Source organism: Streptomyces sp. NPDC058295, assembly GCF_042880655.1.
Lineage (GTDB): Bacteria > Actinomycetota > Actinomycetes > Streptomycetales > Streptomycetaceae > Streptomyces > Streptomyces coriariae.
On the sequence record NZ_JBHVYO010000042.1, the window covers coordinates 1 to 24,032 of the forward strand.

Sequence of the window (24,032 nt, forward strand, 5' to 3'; positions counted from 1 at the left end):
GGGGCCCTCCACGCGCGCGTGGAGGGCCCCTTCTTCCGTACGAGGGCACGGGTCGTGTCAGGTGAAGCGGCGCGTCCCCGACGGGGTCACGACCGCGTGCACCGGCCGGTCGTGCGCCTCCCCGGGGACGTGCTCGACGACCTCGGAGTCGTACAGGAGCACCACCAGCGCGGGGTGGGCCCCGGCGTCCGCCAGCCGGGCCAGTACGCGGTCGTACGATCCTCCGCCGCGCCCCAGGCGCGTTCCGTGCGCGTCGACCGCCAGCCCCGGCAGCAGCACCACGTCGGCGGTCGTCACGGCGTCCGGGCCGAGGCGCTCGCCGGCCGGCTCCAGGAGGGCCATCTTCCCGCCGTGCAGGACCCGCGCGAGAGAGCCTTCGCCGGTGTAGGTGCCCCAGTCCAGGTCGTTGTCGGCCAACAGTGCGGGGAGCAGCACCCGCACGCCCCGCGCGCGCAGCGCGTCCAACAGCGCCAGGGTGCCCGGCTCGGTAGCCACGGAGACGTACGCCGCGACCGTGCGCGCGTGCGTCAACTCGGGTAGCTCCAGGGCCCGCTCGGCCAGGGCGACGGCAGCCGCGCGCACGTCATCGGGCGTCAACCTGTTTCTCACGGTGAGGAACCCTCGCCGCAACGTACGTTTGTCAGACTCTGGTCCGCCTTCGAGGTGGCTCATATGTCGCTCCTGTACTTGTCCCACACCGCTCCAATGCGTTCATATGAACATCAATTAACCGGAGCCACAGATCCCTCTCAAAGTCACCGGATAAGGTTGCCGACATGACGCAGTCGCACCCCAGGATCAGCAAGGCTGTCATCCCCGCAGCCGGCCTCGGTACCCGGTTCCTGCCGGCGACCAAGGCCACTCCCAAGGAGATGCTGCCGGTCGTGGACAAGCCGGCTATCCAGTACGTGGTCGAGGAAGCCGTCTCCGCCGGCCTCGACGACGTCCTCATGGTCACAGGCCGCAACAAGCGCCCTCTAGAGGACCACTTCGACCGCAACTACGAACTCGAGTCGGCGCTGCAGAAGAAGGGCGATGCCGCCCGGCTCGCCAAGGTCCAGCAGTCCAGCGACCTCGCGACCATGCACTACGTGCGCCAGGGCGACCCCAAGGGCCTCGGACACGCCGTCCTGTGCGCGGCCCCGCATGTAGGGCAGGAGCCCTTCGCCGTCCTGCTGGGCGACGACCTGATCGACCCCCGCGACCCGCTGCTCCAGCGGATGATCGAGGTGCAGGAGCGGCACGGCGGCAGCGTCGTCGCGCTCATGGAGGTCGCACCCGAGCAGATCCACCTCTACGGCTGCGCGGCCGTGGAGGCCACCGTGGACAGCGACGTCGTCAAGGTGATCGGCCTCGTCGAGAAGCCGGACCCGGCGGACGCCCCGTCGAACTACGCGATCATCGGACGCTACGTCCTCGACCCGAGCGTGTTCGGCATACTGCGGCAGACCGAGCCCGGCCGCGGTGGTGAGATCCAGCTCACCGACGCCCTCCAGCAGCTCGCGCAGGACGAGAAGGTCGGCGGCCCCGTCCACGGCGTCGTCTTCAAGGGCCGCCGCTATGACACCGGCGACCGTGGCGACTACCTGCGTGCCATTGTCAGACTCGCGTGCGAACGTGAAGATCTGGGTCCGGACTTCCGGTCCTGGCTTCGCAGTTACGTCACCGAGGAGATGTAGCCACTTTGAGCACCGCCGCGCACCGCCCCACCGGCCAGGACCAGCTCTGGTCGGTGGACGAACACCTGGAGGACATCCTCGCCACCGTCCGCCCCCTGGAACCCATCGAGCTGCAACTGCCCGACGCCCAGGGCTGCGTCCTGGTCGACGACGTCATGGTGCCGGTCTCACTGCCGCCCTTCGACAACAGCTCCATGGACGGGTACGCGGTGCGGGTCGCGGATGTCGCGGGCGCGAGCGAGGAGTTCCCGGCGGCTCTGGACGTCGTCGGGGACGTCGCGGCGGGACAGGCGGCCGATCTGCTGTACGTGGGACCCGGCCAGGCCGCCCGGATCATGACTGGCGCCCCGCTCCCGGCGGGCGCCGAGGCCGTCGTCCCCGTGGAGTGGACCGACGGCGGACTCGGTGAGGGCCCGGTCAGCGGGATGCGTGCCCGCAGCCTCGCCCCCGAGCAGGCCTCGGGGCACGTGCGCGTGTACCGGCCCGCCGAGGCACGCGCGCACGTACGCGCGAAGGGCAGCGACGTGAAGGCGGGCGACCGCGCCCTCGACGCCGGGACCGTCCTCGGACCGCCCCAGATCGCCCTGCTCGCCGCGATCGGCCGGGGCACCGTACGCGTGCACCCGCGCCCGCGCGTGGTCGTGATGTCCACCGGCAGCGAACTCGTCCAGCCCGGCGAGGAGCTGGGCAGCGGCCAGATCTACGACTCCAACAGCTTCGCCCTCACCGCGGCCGCCCGGGACGCCGGCGCCATCGCCTACCGGGTCGGCGCGGTCGCCGACGACGCCGAGACGCTCCGCTCCACCATCGAGGACCAGCTCGTCCGCGCCGACCTCGTCGTCACCACCGGCGGGGTGAGCGTCGGGGCGTACGACGTCGTCAAGGAGGCCCTCGAGCACGTCGGCGACGAGGACGAGGCGGGCAGCGGTGTCGAGTTCCGCAAGCTCGCCATGCAGCCCGGCAAGCCGCAGGGGTTCGGCTCCATCGGACCCGACCACATCCCCCTGCTGGCCCTGCCGGGCAACCCGGTGTCGTCGTACGTCTCGTTCGAGCTCTTCGTGCGCCCAGCCATTCGCACCCTCATGGGTCTCGAGGACGTCCACCGGCCCACCACGCGCGCGAAGCTGATCGCCGACAAGGCGCTGACCTCGCCGAAGGGCCGCAGACAGTTCCTGCGCGCCACCTACGACGACGGCACCGTCCGCCCCGTCGGGGGCGCTGGATCCCACCTGGTCGCGGCCCTCGCGCACGCCGACTCGCTGATCGTCGTCCCCGAGGACGTGGAGTCCGTCGAGCCCGGTGCCGACGTCGAGGTGGTCCTCCTCGGCTGAGTCCCCCTGGTTGGGGGTACCGTGTCGCGCACAACAGGCCCGGACCGGGAGCGCCACACCACCATGAGTACGCAGGACCGACTGACGCACATCGACGACGTGGGCGCCGCCCGCATGGTCGACGTTTCCGGCAAGGACGTCACCGCGCGCACCGCGCGTGCCAGCGGGCGTGTCCTCGTCTCGCCCCGGGTGATCGAGCTGCTGCGCGGCGAGGGGGTACCCAAGGGGGACGCGCTGGCCACCGCGCGGATCGCGGGCATCATGGGCGCCAAACGCACCCCGGACCTGATCCCGCTGTGCCACCCCTTGGCCGTCTCCGGTGTGAAACTGGATGTGTCGGTCGCGGACGACGCCGTGGAGATCACCGCCACGGTGAAGACGACGGACCGCACGGGCGTCGAGATGGAGGCGCTCACCGCGGTCTCCGTCGCCGCGCTGACCGTGATCGACATGGTGAAGGCGGTCGACAAGGGAGCGGTCATCACGGACGTGCGCGTGGAGGAGAAGACGGGCGGCAAGTCGGGCGACTGGAGCCGGGCATGACACTCGACACGTCGGTCGGTGGCGCCCTGCCCGCTCGGTACAGCGCGCTGGTCGTGACCGCCTCCAACCGGGCCGCCGCCGGCGTCTACGAGGACCGGGGCGGCCCGCTGATCGCCGAGGGCCTGCGCGGCTTCGGCTTCGCCGTCGACGGGCCGCAGGTGGTCCCCGACGGGGACCCGGTGGAGGCGGCGCTGCGGGCCGCCGTCGAGGCCGGGTACGACGCCGTCGTCACCACCGGCGGCACCGGTATCTCGCCCACCGACCGCACCCCCGAGGCCACCCGCGCGGTGATCGACCACGAGGTGCCGGGCATCGCCGAGGCCATCCGGGCGTACGGCCGGGAGAAGGTGCCCACCGCGGCGCTCTCCCGGGGCCTGGCCGGAGTGGCGGGCGGCACGCTGATCGTCAACCTGCCGGGCTCCTCGGGCGGGGTGAAGGACGGGCTGGCCGTCCTGGAGCCCCTGCTGATCCACGCCGTCGACCAGATCCGTGGCGGCGACCACCCCAGACCGAGCCATGGGGGTGCGAGCTGAACACCTCATCCTGGCCCGTCGAACTGGTGGAGGGCGACATCGTCCTGCGGCCCATAAAGCTGCGCGACCAGCGGGCCTGGCGCGAGGTCAACCGGCGCAACCGGGACTGGCTGCGCCCCTGGGAGGCGACCATCCCGCCGCCCGCGCCCAGCGGGCCGATCGCGCACCGGCCGACCTACCGTCAGATGGTCCGGCATCTGCGGTCCGAGGCGAACGCGGGCCGGATGCTGCCGTTCGTGATCGAGTACCAGGGGCGGCTCGTCGGGCAGTTGACGGTCGCGGGGATCACCTGGGGGTCGATGTGCTCCGGACACGTCGGTTACTGGGTGGACGAGTCGGTGGCCGGCCGCGGTGTGATGCCGACGGCCGTGGCGCTCATCGTGGACCACTGTTTCCGCACCGTCGGACTGCACCGCATCGAGGTCTGCATTCGGCCCGAGAACGGGCCGAGCCGCCGGGTCGTGGAAAAACTCGGATTCCGTGAGGAAGGGCTGCGGCCGCGCTATCTCCACATCGACGGCGCCTGGCGTGACCACCTGGTCTTCGCGCTCACGGCGGAGGAGGTCCCGGAGGGCCTGCTGAACCGGTGGCGGCGCACACGCTCGCAGAAGGCGTCCAATTGAATTAGCCGACCAGCCGAATAGATGTTCGAAAATGATCGGTTGATCGCACCGGTCGCAAAAAAAGTTCGAAATATCAGCCAGATCGTGCGACACACCGGCCCAATTGGCGGATGGCCTCACGTAAACCCCTCTACCGTGTGAGGCGTGAGCAGCAGCGGCCTCATCTACGCAGTCATTGTCGGGGCCTGGGCCGCCTACTTGGTGCCTATGTGGCTCCGTAGGCAGGACGAGCTGAACGAGGCCCGTCCGACGGAACGCTTCAGCACCGCCATCCGGCTGCTGTCCGGACGGGCGGGAATGGAGCGCCGGTACGCCAAGGACCTGCGGGCGCGCTCCACCGAGGAGGGGGAGTCCGACGCCGACGTCCCGGACGCCGTCACCGCATCGGTGGACGTCCGGTCCTTCGCCATGCCTCCGACCCGCCCGCAGGTGAAGGCGCCGGTCCAGGAGCGAGCTCAGGAACGCGTTCAGGAAAGAGCCTCGGAGCGCGGACAGGAGCGCGGACAGGAACGAGGGTCGGGGCGTCCGGAGGCTGGACGTCCGGAAGCGACGCGTGAACCGGCGCGCGATCCGGTGGCCAAGCCCGCGCACGACCACCGTGAACAGGGCGCCAAGCCCGCACGCGAAGGCGGCACCGTTCCGGCCGGCCGTCGGGCGCCGGTCGCGCGGCGCACGCCTGCCGAGCAGGCGTCCGCCGCGCGCGCCCAGCGCTCGAAGGCGCTCGCCCGCCGTCGGCGCACCACCGTGATGCTCTTCCTCGCCTTCACGCTCGGCGCGATCGTCGCGGCGGTCGGCGGGCTCGCGTTCCTCTGGGCGCCCGGCGTGCCCGCCGTCCTGCTCAGCGGGTACATCGGGTACCTGCGCGCCCAGGAGCGACGCCGCTTCGCCTTCCAGATGGACCGCAGGCGTGCCGAAGTCGCCGCGCAGCGGCTGCGGGAGCGTCAGCCGCGCCGACGCGCGCCCGCCTCGGCGAACGCCTCGTCCGTCGACACCGGCCCCGACGCCGGCGCAGAGGAGCCGCACGCGGCCCCCGAGCCGGAGACCGACCCGGGTCTGCTGGCGCTCGCCGCGGACCGCAGGGCGCTCGTCGAGCAGACCGATCACGCGGAGTGGGTCGACCAGCAGCGCGAGCGGCAGCGCCGGCCCGGCCACGGCGAGAGCTGGGACCCGGTACCGGTACCGCTGCCGACGTACGTGACGGCGCCGGTCGCGCCCCGGGCGACCTCCGACGTGGACCTCGGGGCGCCGGACGCCTGGAGCTCGGCCCGCTCGAGTTCGGTGGCGCCGGAACACGAACCGGCCGACGCCGGGGACGCACCGGCCGGGGAATCCGACGACGCGGACCGCGCGGAGGACCGGGAAGCGGACGGCGGCGAGCGGAGCGACGCCCGGCGCGCGGCCTCCGCCCGACGCTCGCGCGAACGCGGCCGCACCCCGCTGTTCGACCAGTACGAGGACGGCGAGCGACCGCTGGCCGCCAACGAATGAGAGCCCCGGCATCCCGCTCCCGGCCTCGGGGAACGGATTTCCAAGCAGGCCGACCGGGATGCTAGAGTTTCACTCGTTGCAAGGGCCTGTGGCGCAGTCTGGTAGCGCACCTCGTTCGCATCGAGGGGGTCTGGGGTTCAAATCCCCACAGGTCCACGCAGCTCAAAGCCCCGGTTGGGATCTCCTAACCGGGGCTTTGGCATGCCGTACAGCAGCGAAGTACAGCAGCTACTCCGGATCTTGCTTCCCAAGGTGCTTGCCCAGCTTGCGCAGTGCCCGGCGGGTGGCCTCCGAGGGCACGTGCGTGTACACCTCCATCGTCACCGCGATCTTGCTGTGCCGAAGGATCTGCATGGCGACCCGCGGGTGCACGTCGAGTGCGGCGAGGAGCGAGCCGCAGGTGTGCCGAGTGTCGTGGAGGCGGATCTGACGGACGCCGGCCCGGGTCGAGCGGTCGACGAACCGGCGGTTGAAGTTGCGGGGTTCGAACGGCGTGCCGTAGCGAGTGCTGAACACGAAGTCGAAGTCTGACCACAGCTCACCGGCCGCCTGCTTGGCCAACTCCCATTCCTTCTGCCTGCGCTGGAGAGCCGCAATGCAGATTTCCGGAAGCGGCAGCACGGCTGTGGACGCCTCGGTCTTGGTCTCGTCGTGGACCAAGCGCCGGTTGATGCGCTGTAGCTGCATCTGCACCGAGATCTCGCCGGCGTCCAGGTTCACGTTCTCCCAGGTGAGACCGAGCACTTCGCCACGCCGGAAGCCCAGGACGAGGATGAGTACGTACGCCGCGTACAGAGAGTCATGGGCCGCGCTCGCCGCTTCAAGCCCCGGCTGCGCTCCGCTCCGCCGGGCGCGCTTCCCGGCTCCGCTGCGGGCGACGCTCCTGCCTCCGGCCCGCTCCGCCCGCGCTGCGCCGACGCGCGCCCACTGGTGGATAGGGCCGATGGCCATGAGTCGATCACCGCGTACGCGACGGTCGGAACAGTGCCTCCGGCGGGGGATCGGCCGGCACCGGGATGGAGGGGGTGCCGTCGCCGACTGCGGGTCCGTCGTGGCGGATGCTGGGAGCTCCCATCCCGTCCACCGTCGACCCAGGCAGATCCGAGCAGACGCGGCCCCTGGCGTCCAGGTCGTTCGTACAGTGGCGCGCTCCACCTGGACGCCAGGAACCACGCCCGCTCCACGGTGTGTGGGTCGACGGCGTAGGGGATGGGAGCTGGGTGAGTGGTGACTGAAGGCGGTTGTTTGGCGCGCGCGCAGATTCGTCCTGGCCCACGGCTGGGCCGTGGGGCCTCATGTCAGACCCGCGGATGTGGCGCGGTGATCACTGGTGATCAGAGCTGAATCTGCCGTCGATGTCTGGGATCCAGAAGCAGATCTCCAACGTCTTCAGGCGGTCCCAGTGCCGCACACGGCGCCCGTGTCTGACTGCGGCAGTCAGGCTCACCAGTAGCAGTGCCGCACAGCATCCTGCCAGCACCCGATCGGATCCCACAACGAGCTCGATCATCGCGACGACGAGCGCGAACAGCAGGGCGAGGGCCGAGTTCCGCAACATCAACGCGACGCCTTGGAGCCGAGTGATCTCACCCGCTGCGTCCTTGTCGTGGAGTTCCGCCGCAGCCAACAGCAGAGATACATCAGTGCGCACGAAAGCTCGGTCCCGCGACTCGGGCACCCTGGCCACGAAATCGAGACGAGCGTCCTCGATGCTCCAGTTCCAACGTGGTGCCACCTTGTCCAGGAGGGCGCTCAGAGGATAGGCGAGATGCCCCAGCAGGTAACTGGCAACAGCGACTCCGACTACCTGTAGCGCTGACGGTGCCGCGACCAGACTTGGGACATCGATGACCTGCAAGCGTGCGAGCACGTAAATGATCAAGGATAGATGCAGCATGCCTGGTATCCCATAGGTGAACAGATCGAAGATACCCACAGCTAAGGTCACGAAGCTCCCCCTCGACTCGCCAGGCCGCTGACTCTAGTGAGTAGCGGACAGGCATGGCCGGCCCGTGTCCCTCATGTGCCCGATCGAGCAGCCACCACCGGGGACCAACAGGGAATCACGGAGACGGTGCCGAGGAGACGCAGGTGACCGTCTCGTCAGCTCAGCCCATACCCGCATACGCGATCTTCCAAATTGGTGCTTCAGGATCCAGGCAGCAGCGCCGCTTAACCGGGGCGAATACGTCACCGAGGTCTCCGGCTACGCCTTGTTCCAGGAGTCGGTCGGTGAGTACGAGGACGAGTTCGTCGCCGCGTATCGGTCCGAGAAGGGTGACACCAAGTTCGGCCTCTTCGTAGGTCACGGCACGCTGACAGCGGAGAGCTGCCCCGAGCAGCCGCTGGGCGAGGTGACGGACAAGCAGGTCACCTGTGAGCACGACGGCGACGCCTGGTACCGCAAGGCCGGTGACAGCCACGAATACGCGGTGCCCGAGGACGGTGTGAGGATTCGTCTCATCGCCGGCGCGGGCAAGGTCGACCGCGCCGTTCTGCGTGAGGCGGCCGAGGCGGCCCATCGTCCGGACGACGCCGAACTGGCCGCCCTCCTGCCGACCACCGACGGCGCGGACACCTGAGAGGACGGCACGAGGTCGACCGCCGGCCCACGCAGGTCTCGTGGCAGGTCCGGTGGTTCATGGTCGGGGCGGGCGTAGCGCCGGTGTTGTCGATGTCAGGGCCGTGACTGTCGCCAGCAGGGCGCAGGCTGCTGTGGTGCAGGTGAGTGCCTGCCAGGGCAGGGCGATGGTCGGTGGGGCCGAGAGCAGGTGCAGGGCGGCGCTCAGGCCGGTCAGGTTGACGGCCGTGACCACGAGGCCCAGCAGTGTGCCGACCGCCACGGCGACCAGTGCCTCGGTGGCGGCCAGTCGCAGTATCTGACCGCTGGTGGCGCCTGTCCGCCGTAGGGCCGTCAGGTCGGCTCTGCGTTCGGCGGCAGCCATGGCCAGGGTGTTGGCCACCGAGATGCCGGTGTACAGAAGCGCGATGCCCAGGACGAGCAGCATGCCGAGCCGGGTCGTGCTGTTGGTCTGCGGGTGAGCGGCTCGCACCCACTGTGTCCTGCTCATCACCCGCACCCCGTCGACGGTCCGCAGCCGTGCCCCCACCGCCGTCGGGTCGGCGCCTGCCCGTACCCGTACGTCCACGCGGTCCACGCCCCCGCCGCCGGCGTTGGCCGGGGTGACGTAGGCGCCGTTGTCGCCGGTGCCGATGGACAGGACGGCGGCGATCCTGAGGGTCTTCGGCGTTCCGTCTCCGAGCCACGCCCGCACCCGTTGTCCCACCCGGTGCCGCGCCCACTCCTCGGTCACGACGATCGACCCGTCGTCGAGGTCGGTGAGCCGCCCGGCGGTCACCGGCAGCCGTACGGTGGTGGCGAGCAGCGCCGGATCGGCCGCCCTGGCCTCGGACTTCACGAGCGCCACGCCGTCCTCCAGGGTGAACACGGTGGTGGCGGAACTGGCCGACACCACCGTGCCGGGCACCTGCCGCAGCTTCTCCAGTGCCCCTGCCCGCAGGGTCGTTCCGTCCTGCGGGGTCACCACGAAGTCGGCGACCGTCTGCTGCCGTACCTCCGCCGCCCGCGCGGCGCCGATCGTGGCCGTCGCGCCCGGCAGGGAGCCCGCCAGCGCGACGGTGGCCAGGACGGGCGCGGCCACCGCGGCGGTACGGCGTACCCCGGCGACCGCTCCGGCCCGCGCCAACAGGCCGACCGCGCCTGGCAGCCGGGGCACCAGCCGACGCACCGTCAGGGGCGAGAGGAGCGCCACCGCGGTGATGAGCAAGAGGGGGCGGCTGATGTACGACTTGCGGTGGAGCAGCTCGCCCGGGTCGGTCGCCAGCGTGTACGTCAGGGTCGCGACCGCCGTGAGCAGGAGAGCCGTACCGCACGCGCGGCGTCCCCGGGTCAGTGCGCGCCCGTCCACCGAGGCCTCGCGCAGCGCCTGGGCCGGGGCGGTGCGTCCGGCCCGCCAGGACGCGGCGAGCGCACCGCACAGGGCGACCAGCAGACCCGTCCAGAAGGCCAGGTGGTACGGCCAGACGCCGGCCGAAGGGCCGCCGATCGCGTACCACTTCGGCGCGAGTCCGCCGTCGACCACCAGCTCGGCCAGGTGCGGCGCGCCGTACGCGCCCAGCACGCAGCCTGTCGCCGAGGCGAACGTGCCGATCAGCAGGGCTTCCGTCAGGACCGTCCGCCGGATCTGGCCCGGAGTCGCCCCGGCGGTGCGCAGCAGGCCGAACTCGCGGCGCCGCCGGTCGACCGCGAAGGCGAAGGTGGAGGCGACGACGAAGACGGACACGAAGGCGGTCACGCCACCCGCCGTGCCGAACAGGGCGTTCAGCGCCGTCAGGGCTTCGGCGTCGCGGCCCGGGTCGGCGTCGGCCAGCCGGCGGGCGTCCCCGGTGAGGATCCGTACGTCCCCGTCCCCGTCCTCGTCGTCGCTCTGGTCCTTGACGGCCGCCCGTACGGCCGCCGCGTCCGCCTCGACGACCAGCTGGGTCGACTCCGGTGCGAGACGGGCGGCTTGGGCGTCCGGGTAGAACACGGCGTGCTCGAAGCCGGGTCCGGCGGCGGCTTGGGGGCCGAGTCCGGTACTGGTGCCGGGTCCGGTGCCGGTGGCCGGTTCGCTCACCGTCCCGACGGTGCCGACCACGCGCAACGGTCCGTCCGCGGTGTGCAGTCGGGTGCCGACGGTCGCCCAGTTGCCGCTGGTCACCACCTCGTCGGCCGCTGCCGGGGCGCGGCCCGCGGTGAGCCGGTAGGGGGCGAAGCGGGCCGTCGACCAGGGGTGGCCGACCAGGTCGTCGGGCACGGTGGGGGCGCCGTACGCCCGGACCGGGAAGGAGCGGTCCTCGGTGACCGGGCCGAGCGCGCGGAGCGCGGCGACGGTCCCGGCGGGCACCGGGCGCGGCCGGGCCAGCTCCTTCGTCCGCTCACCGGTGGAGGTCGCCACCCGCAGGGTGTCCTGGCCCCTGACCACCACCGGCGCCGCCGCGAAGCGCTCCGGCGCGCGCACCGGCGCGTTCAGGGAGGCGGCCAGCGCCTGTCCCATCACGGTGAGCAGGGCGACGCCGAGCGCGAGGGCGACGAAACTGCCGGCGAAGGCGGCCCATCGGGCGCGCAGGGTGTGCCACGCGACGCTCAGCACGCGGCACCTGCCGGGGAGAGCGTGGCGCCGTCGGCCGCGGTCTCCAGCCCCGCCATCCGGGCCGCGATCGCCGCCACGGACGCGTCGGCGCCGCAGAGTTCGCCGTGGACGCGGCCGTCGACCAGGAAGACCACCCGGTCCGCGTAGGAGGCGGCGAGCGGGTCGTGGGTGACCATGACGACCGTCCGGCCGTCCTCGTCGACCAGGGAGCGCAGCAGGACCAGCACCTCGCGGCCGGTACGGGAGTCCAGCGCGCCCGTCGGCTCGTCGCCGAACAGGACCTCCGGGCGGGTGATCACCGCGCGGGCCAGGGCGACGCGTTGCTGCTGGCCGCCGGAGAGCCGGTCCGGGCGGTGACCGGCGCGGTCGGCCAGTCCGACCTGCCGCAGGGCGTCGCGGACCTGTGCCCTGGACGGACGGCGGCCGGCCAGCCGCAGCGGGAGGGCGACGTTCTGCTCGGCGGTGAGGGTGGGCAGCAGGTTGAACGACTGGAAGACGAAGCCGATCCGCTCCCGGCGCAGCAGCGTCAGCCGCCGTTCGCTCAGCCCGGTCAGTTCGGTCCCGCCGATCCGCACCGACCCCGAGGTCGGCCGGTCCAGCCCCGCGGCGCACTGGAGCAGCGTGGACTTGCCCGAGCCGGACGGCCCCATGACGGCGGTGAACGAGCCCCGGGGGAGGGCGAGGGTGACGTCGTCGAGCGCGGTCACCCTGGTGCCCGCGGCACCGTATCGCTTGCTCACGGAGGTCAGTTGGACGGCGTGTGTGGTCATGGCCCCACGAAACCGCGCGCACCCCGGTCCGGTCTCTCGGGCAGGACCGAGACCTGGGGTAGGGCCAGGCATACCCCCGAACCTCCGGTCAGGCCGATGGTCCCGGCGCGGCGCCCCTTCTACGGTGATCCGTATGCAACCCCGAAACATGTGGCAGGCCTTGATCCGCCCGGGTTACCTGCTGACGCCGTGGCCCTGGCGGGCCGTCGCCTACCTGCTGACGGGCGCGGTCACCGGAGCGGCCGTCCTCGTGGGGCTGGTCGCGGTGGTGGCGGTGGGCGGAGTTCTCGCGGTCGTCCTCGTCGGGCTGCCGCTGCTCGCGGCCGTCGCCTTCGCCGGGCTGCCCGTGGCCGCCCTGGAGCGGCGCCGGCTGCGCCTCGTCGACGCGGACGACGCGCCCGGCGCCCATGCCGAGCCCGCCGCGCCGGGCCTGCGCAGCTGGCTCACCACCCGGCTCCGGGAACGGGCCACCTGGCGCGAGCTCGGCCACGCCCTCCTCGCCGCGTGCCTTTTGTGGCCGGCCGAGGCGCTCCTGCTGACCGTCGCCCTGTTCGTCCCCCTCGCGATGGTCGCGGCGCCGCTGCTGCTGGCGACGGTCGGCGAGGGACGTGAGACGAAGGTGCTCAAGGTGTGGACGGTGACCGACTGGCCGACGGCTTTCGGCGCCGCCGCGCTGGGCGTGCTGCTGCTGGCCGTGGGCGGATACGCCCTTGGGGCGGCGGCGGGAGCCAGGGCCGCGCTGACCCGGCTGCTCGTCGCCCCGCGCGGGGGCGATGCGCAGGCCAGGGTCGTCGAACTGACACGCTCACGCGCGCGGTTGGTCGACGCGTTCGAGGGAGAGCGCCGGCGGATCGAACGCGATCTGCACGACGGCGCCCAGCAGCGTCTGGTCGCGCTCACCATGAACCTCGGCCTGGCCCGTCTCGACGCCCCGCCCGGCGGCCCCCTCGCCGAGCAGCTCGCCCGTGCCCATGAGGAGGCGGGCGCGGCCCTCGCGGAACTGCGTGAGCTGATCCACGGCATCCACCCCCAGGTGCTCGCCGACTACGGCCTGGAGGCGGCCGTCGCCGACGCCGCCGACCGCTCGCCCGTCCCCGCGGACGTGGAGTTCGCCCGGTCGGTGCCGCGGCTCCCGCAGGCCGTGGAGGCCGCCGCCTACTTCGTGGTCCGCGAGGCACTGGCCAACGTGGCCCGGCACAGCGGTGCGCGGCGCGCACGCGTGCGTGCGGAGCACCGGGGCGGACGGCTCCTCGTCCTTGAGGTGGACGACGACGGCCGCGGCGGCGCCGACAGCGCCCGCGGCACCGGCCTCACCGGTCTCGCGGACCGGGTGTCGGTGCTCGATGGAAGACTGACCCTGACCAGCCCGCCGGGCGGACCGACCCTGCTGCGTGTGGAGATCCCTTGCGAGCCGAGCCCGCCGAATCAGTCGAACCCGCAGGGCCTGCAGAGCGCGCCGAGCATGCCGAGCCCGCCGAGTCCGCCGAGTCCGCCGAGCGAGCCGCAGGAGCCGAGCGAGCGGACGGGAAGGGCCGCCGAGGCATCCGCGTAGTCCTCGCCGAGGACGGCGTCCTGCTGCGCGACGGCCTGACGACGCTGCTCACCCGCTTCGGGCACGAGGTCGTGGCGGCGGTGGGCGACGCGCCGGGTCTGCTGGAGGCGGTCGCCGAGCACGCGCCCGACGTCGTCGTCACCGACGTCCGCATGCCGCCCGCCTTCCAGGACGAGGGGCTGCGGGCGGCGGTCCTGCTGCGCGCGGAGCGGCCCGGGCTGCCGGTGCTCGTCCTCAGTCAGTACGTGCAGCGCGCGTACGCGGGCGAACTCCTCGACTCAGGCGACGGCACCGGCGTCGGCTATCTGCTCAAGGACCGGGTCGGCCAGGTGGAGGAGTTCGTCGACGCGCTGCGCGAGGTCGCGGCCGGCGGCACGGTCGTCGACCCGGAGGTCGTACGGCAACTGCTGCGCCGGCGCCGCGACCCGCTGGCCCGGCTCACCCCACGCGAGAGGGAGGTGCTGGCGCTGGTGGCGGAGGGGCGGTCCAACGGTGCGATAGCCCGTCAGCTGGTGGTGTCGGAGGCGGCCGTCGGCAAGCACATCGGCGGCATCCTCACCAAGCTGGACCTGCCCACGGCCGACGACACCCACCGCCGCGTCCTGGCGGTGCTCGCCTACCTCAGGAGCTGAGGCTCTCCCGTAGCCGAGCGGTTTCGGGAGCCGACGGGTTTCAGGGCCGAGCGGTTTCGGGAGCCGAGGCTCCTCAGGGACGGAGCGGCTTGGCGTAGCACCGGCTGTTCTCGTACTCGCGGTAGTAGCCGAACTTCGTGCACGGCGCGTACCCGCTGGAGGTGTACAGGGCGATGGCCTCGGGCTGCTCGGTGCCGGTCTCCAGGACCATCCGGACGCGGCCGGCCGCCCGCGCGTCCTCCTCCAGCGCGGTGAGCATCCGCCGGGCCAGTCCTCTGCCCCGCATCTCCCGGACCACGAACATCCGCTTGAGTTCGGCGTCGCCGTCCTCGTGCCCCTCGCCGTCGTCGTCCTGGCTGCGCCAGCCGCCCGTGGCCACCGGCCGGTCCAGCTCGTCGTACGCGATCAGGTAGACCCCGTGCGGCCGCTGGAAGTCGGACGGCTCCAGGACCGTGGCGTCACCGCCGTCGCCGTAGCGCTCGTGGTATTCGGCCTGCACCTCGTCGTTGAGCTTGACGGCGTCGGGGTGGTCGAAGGCGACCGGACGTATATTCATGCCGCTCACAGTAGTTGTATGCACAATCCTGGAAAAGTCGATTCTGGACCTGGTCCAGTGTGCCGGTATCCGCCGGAGGGTGGATGCCGGAGGGTGGATGCCGGCGGGCGGAGGGCGGAGGTCCGCGCGGGGCCGGGCCTGTATCGTGCCGGGGTGCTGACCGTGACCTCCGTGAACGTGAATGGACTGCGTGCCGCCGCGAAGAAGGGCTTCGTGGAGTGGCTCGCGGACACCTCCGCCGACGTGCTGTGCCTCCAGGAGGTGCGGGCCGAGCCGGGGCAGTTGCCGGAGGCGGTCCGGGCCCCCGAGGGCTGGTTCGTCACCCACGCACCGGCCGCCGCGAAGGGCCGCGCCGGTGTCTCGCTGTACAGCCGCCGTGAACCGGACGCCGTCCGGATCGGCTTCGGCTCGTCCGAGTTCGACGGCAGCGGCCGTTACGTCGAGGCCGACCTGCCCGGTGTGACGATCGCCTCCCTCTACCTGCCCTCCGGTGAGGTCGGTACCGACCGGCAGGACGAGAAGGTCCGCTTCATGGGCGAGTTCCTGGCCCACCTCAAGGATCTGCGCGCCCGTGCCGCCGCCGACGGCCGCGAGGTCCTCGTGGTGGGCGACTGGAACATCGCCCACCAGCAGGCCGACCTGAAGAACTGGCGCTCCAACACCAAGAGCTCCGGCTTCCTTCCGGAGGAGCGCGACTGGCTGACCCAGGTGTTCGCCCCGACGGACGGTGGCTACGTGGACGTCGTGCGGTCGCTGCACCCGGACGTGGCGGGGCCGTACACGTGGTGGTCGTACCGGGGGCGGGCCTTCGACAACGACTCGGGGTGGCGCATCGACCTCCACGTCTCGACGCCCACCCTCGCGGGCAAGGCCGTCAAGGGATTCGTGGAGCGGGCGGCCACACACGGCGAGCGCTGGTCGGACCACGCTCCGGTGACGGTGGTCTACGACCTTTAGGGCGACCTTCATGGCGCCGACCAACAGGGCGACCTTACGGCGACGACCTATAGGGCGACGGCACGTACGACCTGAGTAGGACGGCAAGCACGACGCCGAGCGCTTCCGGGGACGACCGCAGGCACGGCCCCGGTCGCGTTCACCAGGGTGACGGCACGTACGACCTGGGTATGACCGCGATTGCCACCGCGGGCGCGACCGCCGAAAGGATCTCTAGGTCGTCTTGTGCAGTCGTCGGTCCAGGGCGAGGGACAGTTCCGCCTCGACCACGCTGCGTGCCAGTGGGCGCAGGCGGGGCAGGTCGTCCTCCGTCGCGTGGCGCAGGATCAGGTCGGTGAAGAGGGCGGCGAGGGCGTCGGCGTGTTCGCGGACCCGGACGCCGGCCGCCAGCACCTCGGCGAGCGGGATGCCCTCGCGGACCAGGGCGGAGGAGACGTCCAGCAGGCGACGGCTGATGTGGACGATCTCGTCGCCGTCGGTGCCCAGGTAGCCGAGGTCCAGGGCGGCGGCGAGGTTCTCGGTGGTGACCTGCCCCTCGAAGCGGGCGGCGAGTTCCTCGGGGGTCAGGCGGACCGGTTCCTCCTCGGTGGGCCCGCCGACGCCCAGGAGGTCGGCCACGCCGCGGCCGTGGTCGAGGGCGTCCGCCAGCTCCGCGATGCCGGTGAGGGTGTGGCCGCGTTCCAGCAGCGCCGCGATCGTGCGCAGGCGGGCCAGGTGATGGTCGTCGTACCAGGCGATACGGCCTTCGCGGCGGGGTGGTGCGAGGAGTTTGCGCTCGCGGTAGAAGCGCAGGGTGCGCACCGTGATGCCGGCCTCCGCGGCCAGCTCCTCCGTTCGGTACTCCCGCTTGTCCGTCACGGGCGAAGCCTATGTTGTACCGCCGGTAACTTTCCCTCTCCCGGCCCCTACCCATCGGTACGGAGCTGCTCTACGCTCCCATTGCGCCAGTGTTCACTGGCAGAGTCCGTAGAGTCGCACGCACGGCTAGGAGGCGTCGGGATGACCGAACACGTACGGGTGGCGGTGATCGGGTCCGGTTTCGGGGGGCTGGGGGCGGCCGTGCGGCTGCGCCGCGAGGGGCTCACCGACTTCGTCGTCCTGGAGCGGGCGGGCAGCGTCGGCGGCACCTGGCGGGACAACAGCTATCCGGGGTGCGCCTGTGACGTGCCCTCCCACCTGTACTCCTTCTCCTTCGCGCCCAACCCGGACTGGCCGCGCACCTTCTCCGGGCAGGAGCACATCCGCGCCTACCTGGAGCACGTCGCGGACGTCTTCGGGCTCCGTCCGCATCTGCGGCTGGACTCCGAGGTGCTGCGGATGACGTGGGACGCGCAGGAGTTGCGCTGGGACATCGAGACCAGCGGCGGGCGGTACTTCGCCGATGTCGTCGTGTCGGCCACCGGGCCGCTGTCCGACCCGAAGATCCCGGAGATCCCCGGCCTCGACACCTTCCCCGGCAAGGTCTTCCACTCGGCCCGCTGGGATCACGACCACGACCTCACCGGGCAGCGCGTCGCCATGGTCGGCACCGGCGCCTCCGCCATACAGATCGTGCCCGCCGTCCAGCCCGACGTCTCCCGGCTGACGCTCTTCCAGCGCACCCCGCCCTGGGTGATGCCCCGCATGGACCGGCCCATCAGCGGCGCGGAGCGCGCGCTGCACCGCGCGCTGCCCCTCACCACCCAGCTGCGCCGCGGACTGCTCTGGGGCATCCGGGAACTCCAGGTCCAGGCGTTCACCAAGCACCCGAACCAGCTCGGACTCGTCGAGCGGCTCGCCAAGCAGAACATGGCCCGCGCCATCAAGGACCCGGCCCTGCGTGCCAGGCTCACCCCGGACTACCGCATCGGCTGCAAGCGGATCCTGCTGTCCAGCACCTACTATCCGGCCCTTGCCCAGCCCAACGTGGACGTCGTCGCGAGCGGGCTGAGCGAGATCCGCGGGTCGACCCTGGTCGCCGCCGACGGCAGCGAGGCCGAGGTCGACGCGATCGTCTTCGGCACCGGCTTCCACGTCACGGACATGCCGATCGCCGACCGGGTGGTGGGCGCCGACGGGCGGACGCTCGCGGAGAGCTGGAAGGACGGCATGGAGGCCCTGCGCGGTGCCTCCGCCGCCGGCTTCCCCAACTGGATGACGATCATCGGCCCCAACACCGGCCTCGGGAACTCCTCCATGATCCTGATGATCGAGTCCCAGCTGAACTACATGGCCGACTACCTGCGCCAGCTCGACGTCCTCGGCGAGCGCGCGGCGCTGGACGCGCGGCCGAGCGCCGTGCACGCCTGGAACCGCCGGGTGCAGGACCGGATGAAGCGCACGGTGTGGAACACGGGCGGCTGCACCAGCTGGTACCTGGACGCGAGCGGCCGCAACACCACCATCTGGCCGGGCACCACGGCCGAGTTCCGGCGGGCCACCCGACGCGTCGACCTCGCGGAGTACGAGGTCCTGCGCGCGTCCGCGGTGCCGCCGGTGCGCGCGGAGCACAACGAGAACGACGAGGTGACGGCATGACCTCCGCCCGCGAGCTCACCGCCGTCTCCGCCGACGGCACGCTCCTGCACGTCGAGGTCCACGGTCCCGAGGCCGCGCCCGCCGTCGTCCTCGCCCACGGCTGGACCTGCTCGACCGCGTTCTGGGCGGACCAGATCCGGGACCTGGCCGCCGACCACCGGGTCATCGCCTACGACCAGCGCGGCCACGGACGCACCCTGCCGAGCCAGGCGTGCAGCACCGACACGCTCGCCGACGACCTGGAAGCGGTCCTCGCCGCGACGCTCGCGCCCGGCGAGAAGGCGGTGATCGCCGGGCACTCCATGGGCGGCATGACGGTGCTGGCGGCGGCCGGCAGAGACGCCTTCCGGGAACACGCGGCGGCCGTCCTGCTGTGCAGCACCGGCGCCTCGGCCCTGGTCGCCGAGTCGACCGTCCTCCCCCTGCGGCCCGGGCCGTTGCGGACCTGGCTGACCCGGCACGTCCTCGGGTCGAGAGCGCCCCTCGGGCCGGTCACGCCGGTCGCGAAGCGGATCCTCAAGTACGCCACGATGGGCGCCGGTTCCGCCCCGCACATGGTGGACGCGTGCGCCCGCATCGTGCACGCCTGCCCGCGCAAGGTGCGGCACACCTGGTCGCACGTGCTGAACCTGCTCGACCTCGACCACGGCGTACGGGAGTTGCGGGTGCCCACGGCGGTGATCGTCGGCAGCGCCGACCGGCTCACCCCGCCGGTGCACGCCCGCAGGATCGCCGCCGCGCTCCCGCACTGCGTCGGCCTCACCGAACTGCCCGGCCTCGGCCATATGACGCCGGTCGAGGCACCCGGCCTGGTCACCGGCCGGATCCGGGAACTCGTCACCACATACGCACAGTTGAAGGAGGGCGCATGAGCAGGGTCAGTCTCGAGGGACAGGTCGCCGTCGTGACCGGGGCCGCGCGGGGCGTCGGGGAGCTGCTGGCCCGCAAGCTCTCCGCGCGCGGTGTGAAGGTCGCGCTGGTCGGCCTGGAGCCGGACGCGCTCAAGCAGGTCTCCGAGCGGCTGCACAGCGACAGCGACCACTGGTACGCCGACGTCACCGACCACGAGGCGATGGCCCGGGTCGCGGCGGAGGTGAAGGAGCGCTTCGGCAAGGTGGACATCGTGGTCGCCAACGCCGGTGTGGCCAACGGCGGTCCGTTCGCCGACTCCGACCCGGCGGCCTGGCGGCGGGTCATCGAGGTCAACCTGATCGGCTCGGCGGTCACGGCCCGCGCCTTCCTGCCGCTGCTGCGGGAGAGCCGCGGCTACCTCCTCCAGATCGCCTCGCTCGCCGCGATCACCCCGGCGCCGATGATGACCGCGTACTGCGCGTCCAAGTCGGGCGTGGAGGCGTACGCGCACAGCCTGCGCGCCGAGGTCGGCCACCAGGGTGTCCGCGTCGGCGTCGGCTACCTGTCCTGGACCGACACCGACATGGTGCGGGGTGCCGATCAGGACGAGGTGATGCGGGAGTTGAGGCAGCGGCTGCCGTGGCCGTCGAACAAGACGTACCCGCTGGGGCCGGCCGTCGACCGGATCGTGGCCGGGATCGAACGCCGCTCGTCGCACGTGTACGGGCAGTGGTGGCTGCGGGGGATGCAGGGGGTGCGCGGCTATCTGCCCGCGCTCATCGGGACGGTGGGCCAGCGGGAGATGAAGCGGTTCGCGCCCCGGCTGCAGGGGATGCGGACGGGGCTGGTGGGTGCGGGCGGCTCCGCCGACGAGCAGGCGAGGGCTACGCAGCGTAGTTGATCGAGATGCGCGCGGTGAGCGCCCGTGTGAATCTGGTCGAGGCCCCACCAAGGGGCCCAAACCCCCTCATCTCCTACAGGAGTGAACCCACATGGGTATGAAGGACAAGTTCCAGGACCAGTCCGAGCAGTTCAAGCAGCAGGCCAAGCAGAAGGTCGGGCAGGCCAAGGAGCAGGCGCAGCAGCGCGGCAAGCAGAACCAGGGTGAGCGTCCGGGCGAGCGGTCCGGCGAGCGTCCCGGCGAGCGGCCCGCAGAGCGTTCGGGCCAGCGTCCCGGTGAGCGTCCGGGCGAGCGTTCCGGCCAGCGTCCGGGCCAGGACACGGAGCGCATGCGGCGCGACGACGACGACCGTATCGGCCAGGACTTCTAGCCGGACCCGGTCGGTGCGATGACGTGGGGCGCCCTCCCTTCCGGGAGGGCGCCCTGCCTCGTCTAACGAAGCCCGTGGCGGGGCGGCAGCTTGGGCCGGGAGCGGTCGGGGACGTCGTCGTAGGTCGGCGGGCTCGCCGGGGGGCGGCTGGTGAGAAGGTCCAGGGCCAGCCGTACGGCGTCGTCGAGTTGGGCGTGGCGGCCTTCGGCCCAGTCGAGCGGGGTGCGCAGCACCTCGAGGTCGGGGGTGACGCCCCGGTTCTCCACGGACCAGCCGTACGCGTCGAACCAGGCCGCGTTCATCGGGACGGTGATGACGGTGCCGTCGCCGAGCTGGTGGCGGCCGGTCATGCCGACCACGCCGCCCCAGGTCCGCTGGCCGACCACCGGGCCCAGCTTCAGCAGCTTGAAGGCGGCCGTGATCATGTCGCCGTCCGAGGACGTCGCCTCGTCGGCCAGCGCCACCACCGGGCCCCTCGGCGCGTTCGAGGCGTACGACACCGGCTGGGCGTCGCGGGTGAGGTCCCAGCCCAGGATGGTGCGGGTCAGCTTCTCCACCACCAGTTCGCTGATGTGCCCGCCCGCGTTGCCGCGCACGTCCACGAGCAGTGCGGGCCTGGACACCTCCATCCGCAGGTCGCGGTTGAACTGGGCCCAGCCCGAGCCGCCCATGTCGGGGATGTGCAGATAGCCGCATCGGCCACCGCTCAACTCGTGGACCACGGCCCGCCGTTTGGCCACCCAGTCCTGGTAGCGCAGCGGGCGTTCGTCGATGAGCGGGACGACGGCCACCCGGCGCGGACGGCCCGCACCGCCCTCGGCCGAGGTGAAGGTGAGTTCCACCGTGGTGCCGCCCGCGCCGGCGAGGAGCGGATACGGGCCGGTCACCGGGTCGACCTGCCGCCCGTCCACGTGCGTGAGGACAGCCCCGTCCCGGATCCCGGTCCCGGCCAGTGGGGAACGCGCCTTGGAGTCGGAGGAGTCGCCGGGCAGGATCCGCCGGACCGTCCAACCGGCCTCCCGGTGTACGAGGTTGGCGCCCAGCAGGCCCTGGAGGCGCTGGTAGTGGGGCGGGCCCTCGTTGCGGCGGGCGGCGGTGACGTACGCGTGGGACGTGCCCAGCTCGCCCAGCACCTCACGCAGCAGATCCGCGAACTCGTCGGGTGACGCGACCCGTTCGACCAGCGGCCGGTACTGGTCGAGGATCGCGTCCCAGTCGATGCCGCACATCCCCGGGTCCCAGAAGTAGGCGCGGATCAGCCGCCCGGCCTCCTCGTACGACTGACGCCACTCGGCGCCCGGGTCCACCTCGTGCAGGATGCGCCGCAGGTCGATCCAGACCGTGGAGTCCAGGTCGCCGGACTCGGCAGACGGCACCGCCCGCAGGTCGCCCTCGTCGACCACGACCAGCCGGGAGCCGTCCCCGCTGAGCGCGAACCAGTCGAGGTGGTCGACGAGTTCGGACTTCTTCGCCTTGCTGATGTTGAAGTACTCGAGTGTCGGCCGCCCGCTGGTGTCGTCCGGGTTCGCGAAGGTCTCGCCCAGCGCCCCCGAGATCGGCCAGCGCAGCCACACCAGCCCACCGCCCGCCACCGGGTAGAGCGCCGAGTACTTGGACGCCGGTACCGGGAAGGGCGTGACACGGCTCTCCAGGCCCTCGATCTCGACGGTCACGGTTCCGTCGCCGCCCTCGTCGTCCTCCACCGGGTCCAGGCCTCCGGCGGCGGGCCGGCCCTCCGGGGTCAGGGCGAAGGGGGAGGGGGTCGCCGACGACAGCGGCACCAGGTAGGGGCGGCAGCCCAGCGGGAAGGACAGGTCCCCGGTGTGCACGTCGTACACCGGGTCGAAGCCGCGCCAGGAGAGGAAGGCCAGGTAGCGGCCGTCCCTGGTGAAGACCGGGTTCTCGTCCTCGAACCGGCCGTTGGTGACGTCGACGATGAGCCGGTCCTTGATGCGGGCCATCTTGATCTGCCGCAGCGACCGGCCGATCCCCGGATGCGACCAGGTCAGCCAGCTCCCGTCGGGCGAGAAGGCCAGGTCCCGCACGGGTCCGTTGACCGACGAGATCAGCTCGGTGACCGCACCGTCCGATTCCGCGCCGTCCGATTCCGTACCGGCCGGATCCGTACCGGCCGGATGCGTACCGTCCGATTCCGCACCCTCCGGGTGCGCGCCGCCCGATCGCGCGCCGTCCGCGTCGTCGGACCCGGTGATGTCGTCGGCGGCGAGGCCGAGGTCGTCGGCCAGGGAGAGGTCGTCGGACACCGTGATGAGGAGCAGCCGTCCGTCGTGCGCGGCGACGGCGAGCCGCTCGCCGTCGGGGTCGGACACCATCTCCAGCACCCGGCCGAGCCGCCCGGAGGCCAGCCTGCGGGGCGCGCGGTCGCCGGTGGCCCGGGGCAGATGGGCGATCTCGACGGCGTCCTCGCCCTCCGCGTCCGTCACATAGGCGACCTGGCCGCCCGAGCCGAGCATCTCCGGCAACCGCACCCGTACCCCGGGAGTGTCGGTGATCGTCCGGGCGGGGCCGTCGCGGTGCGTCAGCCAGTACAGGCTGCCGCGTACGACGACCGCGCTCGCCCGTCCCGTCTCGTCGACGGAGATGCCGTCCACGTGCTGGGCGGCCGGGATCTGGTAGGGCCGCCGCCCCGCGCGCGGGCCGCTGAGCCGTACGTCGATCCGGCGCGGCTCGGAGTCGGCGGCGAGGTCGTCGACGATCCACAGGTCGCCGGCGCACTGGTACACCACCCGGGTGCCGTCGCCGGCGGCGTGCCGGGCGTAGAAGGCGTCGTGGTCGGTGTGCCGACGCAGGTCGGAGCCGTCGTGGGCGCAGGAGTAGAGGTTGCCGACACCCTCGTGGTCGGAGAGGAAGGCGATCCGGTCGCCGACGAAGAGGGGGGAGTGCACATGGCCGTCGAGGTCCGCCAGGAGCCGCTGCCCGTGCAGCCACAGGCGGCCCGTCGCCCCGCCCCGGTAGCGCTTCCAGGCGGCGGGTTCGTGCGGTGGGGTGCCGGTGAGCAGGAGGGTTTTGCGTTCGCCGGCGATGTCGGCGGTCTGCAGGTCGGAGACCGGGCCCCAGGGGAGCTTGCGGCCGGGTGCGCCGTCGGTGGGGACCTTGTAGGCCCAGGTGAAGTAGGAGAAGGGCTCGCCGTGGGAGGCGACGGCGAGGATGTCGGTGTTCCCGTCCTGGTCGGGGGGCGTCCAGCCGCAGACCTGGGTGTCGGAGCTGCCCCAGTACGTCAGCCGCCGTCCCGGCCCGCCGTCCACGGGCACCAGATGGATCTCCGGGACGAGACTGCGCCAGCTCGTGTACGCGATCAGGCTGCCGTCGGGGGAGAACCGGGGGTGTCCGGCCTTGGTGCGGTCGACGGTGAGCCGCCAGGCGCGGCCCGGGTCGGCCAGGGGGGCCAGCCAGAGGTCGTCCTCGGCCACGAAGCACAGCAGGTCACCACTGAGGTGGGGCAGACGCAGATAGCTCACCTCCCCATGCTTTTCCGGCGAATGGGGCAGGGCAACTCGTGCGCCCGTCTTATGTGCCCTTCACGTTCGTGAGCCAGCACACGTACGAAACGGTTT

22 protein-coding genes and 1 tRNA gene are annotated in these 24,032 nt (G+C 72.0%); 15 read left to right on the forward strand and 8 right to left on the reverse strand.

Features of this window, described 5'->3' with window-relative positions; genetic code table 11:
- Positions 1 to 57: 57 nt before the first annotated feature.
- Positions 58 to 672, reverse strand: a complete 615-nt coding sequence (locus ACFVYS_RS33715) for a 5-formyltetrahydrofolate cyclo-ligase (protein WP_389508293.1) — start codon at positions 670 to 672, stop codon at positions 58 to 60.
- Between the two features lie 104 nt (positions 673 to 776).
- On the opposite strand from ACFVYS_RS33715, the gene galU reads away from it, so the two are divergent.
- From galU to ACFVYS_RS33750, 7 genes are all read left to right on the forward strand, one after another.
- A complete protein-coding gene (gene galU / locus ACFVYS_RS33720) occupies positions 777 to 1,679 on the forward strand; it encodes a UTP--glucose-1-phosphate uridylyltransferase GalU (RefSeq protein WP_054244072.1) in 903 nt (300 codons plus the stop codon).
- 5 nt (positions 1,680 to 1,684) lie between these two features.
- The gene (glp, locus tag ACFVYS_RS33725; protein ID WP_389508295.1) at positions 1,685 to 3,010 is read left to right on the forward strand and encodes a gephyrin-like molybdotransferase Glp; all 1,326 of its coding nucleotides are present in this window, start codon (positions 1,685 to 1,687) and stop codon (positions 3,008 to 3,010) included.
- 63 nt (positions 3,011 to 3,073) lie between these two features.
- Positions 3,074 to 3,553, forward strand: coding sequence for a cyclic pyranopterin monophosphate synthase MoaC (gene moaC / locus ACFVYS_RS33730; RefSeq protein ID WP_351767609.1), 480 nt, complete (start codon positions 3,074 to 3,076; stop codon positions 3,551 to 3,553).
- Positions 3,550 to 4,086, forward strand: a complete 537-nt coding sequence (locus tag ACFVYS_RS33735) for a molybdenum cofactor biosynthesis protein B (protein WP_389508298.1) — start codon at positions 3,550 to 3,552, stop codon at positions 4,084 to 4,086. The genes moaC and ACFVYS_RS33735 overlap by 4 nt, the downstream gene beginning before the upstream one ends.
- A gap of 26 nt (positions 4,087 to 4,112) precedes the next feature.
- Complete coding sequence (locus ACFVYS_RS33740; RefSeq protein ID WP_020128382.1) at positions 4,113 to 4,709, forward strand: GNAT family N-acetyltransferase; 597 nt, start codon at positions 4,113 to 4,115, stop codon at positions 4,707 to 4,709.
- Between the two features lie 144 nt (positions 4,710 to 4,853).
- Positions 4,854 to 6,197 carry a gephyrin-like molybdotransferase receptor GlpR gene (gene glpR / locus ACFVYS_RS33745; RefSeq protein WP_389508300.1) on the forward strand — a complete coding sequence of 448 codons (1,344 nt, stop codon included), beginning with the start codon at positions 4,854 to 4,856 and terminating at the stop codon, positions 6,195 to 6,197.
- A gap of 82 nt (positions 6,198 to 6,279) precedes the next feature.
- A tRNA-Ala gene (locus ACFVYS_RS33750) sits at positions 6,280 to 6,353 on the forward strand.
- Between the two features lie 72 nt (positions 6,354 to 6,425).
- Here the strand turns inward: ACFVYS_RS33750 and ACFVYS_RS33755 are convergent.
- Complete coding sequence (locus ACFVYS_RS33755; protein WP_389508302.1) at positions 6,426 to 7,148, reverse strand: site-specific integrase; 723 nt, start codon at positions 7,146 to 7,148, stop codon at positions 6,426 to 6,428.
- A gap of 373 nt (positions 7,149 to 7,521) precedes the next feature.
- Complete coding sequence (locus ACFVYS_RS33760; protein ID WP_389508304.1) at positions 7,522 to 8,145, reverse strand: hypothetical protein; 624 nt, start codon at positions 8,143 to 8,145, stop codon at positions 7,522 to 7,524.
- 265 nt (positions 8,146 to 8,410) lie between these two features.
- Here ACFVYS_RS33760 and ACFVYS_RS33765 point away from each other — a divergent pair, with 265 nt between their 5' ends.
- The gene (locus ACFVYS_RS33765) at positions 8,411 to 8,779 is read left to right on the forward strand and encodes a hypothetical protein (RefSeq protein WP_389508306.1); all 369 of its coding nucleotides are present in this window, start codon (positions 8,411 to 8,413) and stop codon (positions 8,777 to 8,779) included.
- A gap of 57 nt (positions 8,780 to 8,836) precedes the next feature.
- On the opposite strand, the gene ACFVYS_RS33770 is transcribed toward ACFVYS_RS33765, so the two are convergent.
- Both ACFVYS_RS33770 and ACFVYS_RS33775 read right to left on the reverse strand, forming a co-directional pair.
- Positions 8,837 to 11,350: an FtsX-like permease family protein gene (locus ACFVYS_RS33770; protein WP_389508308.1), complete on the reverse strand. Its 2,514-nt coding sequence runs from the start codon at positions 11,348 to 11,350 to the stop codon at positions 8,837 to 8,839.
- A complete protein-coding gene (locus tag ACFVYS_RS33775; protein WP_389508310.1) occupies positions 11,344 to 12,120 on the reverse strand; it encodes an ABC transporter ATP-binding protein in 777 nt (258 codons plus the stop codon). The genes ACFVYS_RS33770 and ACFVYS_RS33775 overlap by 7 nt, the downstream gene beginning before the upstream one ends.
- Before the next feature lie 133 nt (positions 12,121 to 12,253).
- On the opposite strand from ACFVYS_RS33775, the gene ACFVYS_RS33780 reads away from it, so the two are divergent.
- Together ACFVYS_RS33780 and ACFVYS_RS33785 are read left to right on the forward strand one after the other, a co-directional pair.
- The gene (locus ACFVYS_RS33780) at positions 12,254 to 13,672 is read left to right on the forward strand and encodes a sensor histidine kinase (RefSeq protein WP_389508312.1); all 1,419 of its coding nucleotides are present in this window, start codon (positions 12,254 to 12,256) and stop codon (positions 13,670 to 13,672) included.
- Complete coding sequence (locus ACFVYS_RS33785) at positions 13,663 to 14,304, forward strand: response regulator (protein WP_389508399.1); 642 nt, start codon at positions 13,663 to 13,665, stop codon at positions 14,302 to 14,304. The genes ACFVYS_RS33780 and ACFVYS_RS33785 overlap by 10 nt, the downstream gene beginning before the upstream one ends.
- 73 nt (positions 14,305 to 14,377) lie before the next feature.
- On the opposite strand, the gene ACFVYS_RS33790 is transcribed toward ACFVYS_RS33785, so the two are convergent.
- Positions 14,378 to 14,860, reverse strand: a complete 483-nt coding sequence (locus ACFVYS_RS33790; protein WP_389508314.1) for a GNAT family N-acetyltransferase — start codon at positions 14,858 to 14,860, stop codon at positions 14,378 to 14,380.
- 153 nt (positions 14,861 to 15,013) lie between these two features.
- Here ACFVYS_RS33790 and ACFVYS_RS33795 point away from each other — a divergent pair, with 153 nt between their 5' ends.
- Positions 15,014 to 15,817: an exodeoxyribonuclease III gene (locus ACFVYS_RS33795; RefSeq protein WP_389508316.1), complete on the forward strand. Its 804-nt coding sequence runs from the start codon at positions 15,014 to 15,016 to the stop codon at positions 15,815 to 15,817.
- A 213-nt stretch (positions 15,818 to 16,030) separates the two neighbouring features.
- Here the strand turns inward: ACFVYS_RS33795 and ACFVYS_RS33800 are convergent, their stop codons facing one another.
- Positions 16,031 to 16,675, reverse strand: coding sequence for a MerR family transcriptional regulator (locus ACFVYS_RS33800; protein ID WP_389508318.1), 645 nt, complete (start codon positions 16,673 to 16,675; stop codon positions 16,031 to 16,033).
- A 141-nt stretch (positions 16,676 to 16,816) separates the two neighbouring features.
- On the opposite strand from ACFVYS_RS33800, the gene ACFVYS_RS33805 reads away from it, so the two are divergent.
- The 4 genes from ACFVYS_RS33805 to ACFVYS_RS33820 all read left to right on the forward strand — a co-directional run bounded on the left by ACFVYS_RS33805 (position 16,817) and on the right by ACFVYS_RS33820 (position 20,457).
- A complete protein-coding gene (locus ACFVYS_RS33805; RefSeq protein ID WP_389508320.1) occupies positions 16,817 to 18,334 on the forward strand; it encodes a flavin-containing monooxygenase in 1,518 nt (505 codons plus the stop codon).
- A complete protein-coding gene (locus ACFVYS_RS33810; protein ID WP_389508322.1) occupies positions 18,331 to 19,206 on the forward strand; it encodes an alpha/beta fold hydrolase in 876 nt (291 codons plus the stop codon). Before ACFVYS_RS33805 ends, ACFVYS_RS33810 begins: the two co-directional genes overlap by 4 nt.
- On the forward strand, positions 19,203 to 20,087 hold the full coding sequence (locus tag ACFVYS_RS33815) for an SDR family oxidoreductase (RefSeq protein ID WP_389508324.1): 885 nt from the start codon (positions 19,203 to 19,205) through the stop codon (positions 20,085 to 20,087). The genes ACFVYS_RS33810 and ACFVYS_RS33815 overlap by 4 nt, the downstream gene beginning before the upstream one ends.
- A 91-nt stretch (positions 20,088 to 20,178) precedes the next feature.
- Positions 20,179 to 20,457, forward strand: a complete 279-nt coding sequence (locus ACFVYS_RS33820) for a hypothetical protein (RefSeq protein WP_389508325.1) — start codon at positions 20,179 to 20,181, stop codon at positions 20,455 to 20,457.
- Between the two features lie 62 nt (positions 20,458 to 20,519).
- On the opposite strand, the gene ACFVYS_RS33825 is transcribed toward ACFVYS_RS33820, so the two are convergent.
- Positions 20,520 to 23,936, reverse strand: a complete 3,417-nt coding sequence (locus tag ACFVYS_RS33825; RefSeq protein ID WP_389508327.1) for a S41 family peptidase — start codon at positions 23,934 to 23,936, stop codon at positions 20,520 to 20,522.
- Positions 23,937 to 24,032 lie beyond the last annotated feature (96 nt).

Bases quoted from the DNA above. Each gene is read 5' to 3' on its own strand.
- ACFVYS_RS33715 (WP_389508293.1), bottom strand. From the start codon at position 672: ATGAGCCACCTCGAAGGCGGACCAGAGTCTGACAAACGTACGTTGCGG.
- galU (WP_054244072.1), top strand. From the start codon at position 777: ATGACGCAGTCGCACCCCAGGATCAGCAAGGCTGTCATCCCCGCAGCC.
- moaC (WP_351767609.1), top strand. From the start codon at position 3,074: ATGAGTACGCAGGACCGACTGACGCACATCGACGACGTGGGCGCCGCC.
- ACFVYS_RS33735 (WP_389508298.1), top strand. From the start codon at position 3,550: ATGACACTCGACACGTCGGTCGGTGGCGCCCTGCCCGCTCGGTACAGC.
- ACFVYS_RS33755 (WP_389508302.1), bottom strand. From the start codon at position 7,148: ATGGCCATCGGCCCTATCCACCAGTGGGCGCGCGTCGGCGCAGCGCGG.
- ACFVYS_RS33775 (WP_389508310.1), bottom strand. From the start codon at position 12,120: ATGACCACACACGCCGTCCAACTGACCTCCGTGAGCAAGCGATACGGT.
- ACFVYS_RS33780 (WP_389508312.1), top strand. From the start codon at position 12,254: ATGCAACCCCGAAACATGTGGCAGGCCTTGATCCGCCCGGGTTACCTG.
- ACFVYS_RS33790 (WP_389508314.1), bottom strand. From the start codon at position 14,860: ATGAATATACGTCCGGTCGCCTTCGACCACCCCGACGCCGTCAAGCTC.
- ACFVYS_RS33805 (WP_389508320.1), top strand. From the start codon at position 16,817: ATGACCGAACACGTACGGGTGGCGGTGATCGGGTCCGGTTTCGGGGGG.
- ACFVYS_RS33810 (WP_389508322.1), top strand. From the start codon at position 18,331: ATGACCTCCGCCCGCGAGCTCACCGCCGTCTCCGCCGACGGCACGCTC.
- ACFVYS_RS33815 (WP_389508324.1), top strand. From the start codon at position 19,203: ATGAGCAGGGTCAGTCTCGAGGGACAGGTCGCCGTCGTGACCGGGGCC.
- ACFVYS_RS33820 (WP_389508325.1), top strand. From the start codon at position 20,179: ATGGGTATGAAGGACAAGTTCCAGGACCAGTCCGAGCAGTTCAAGCAG.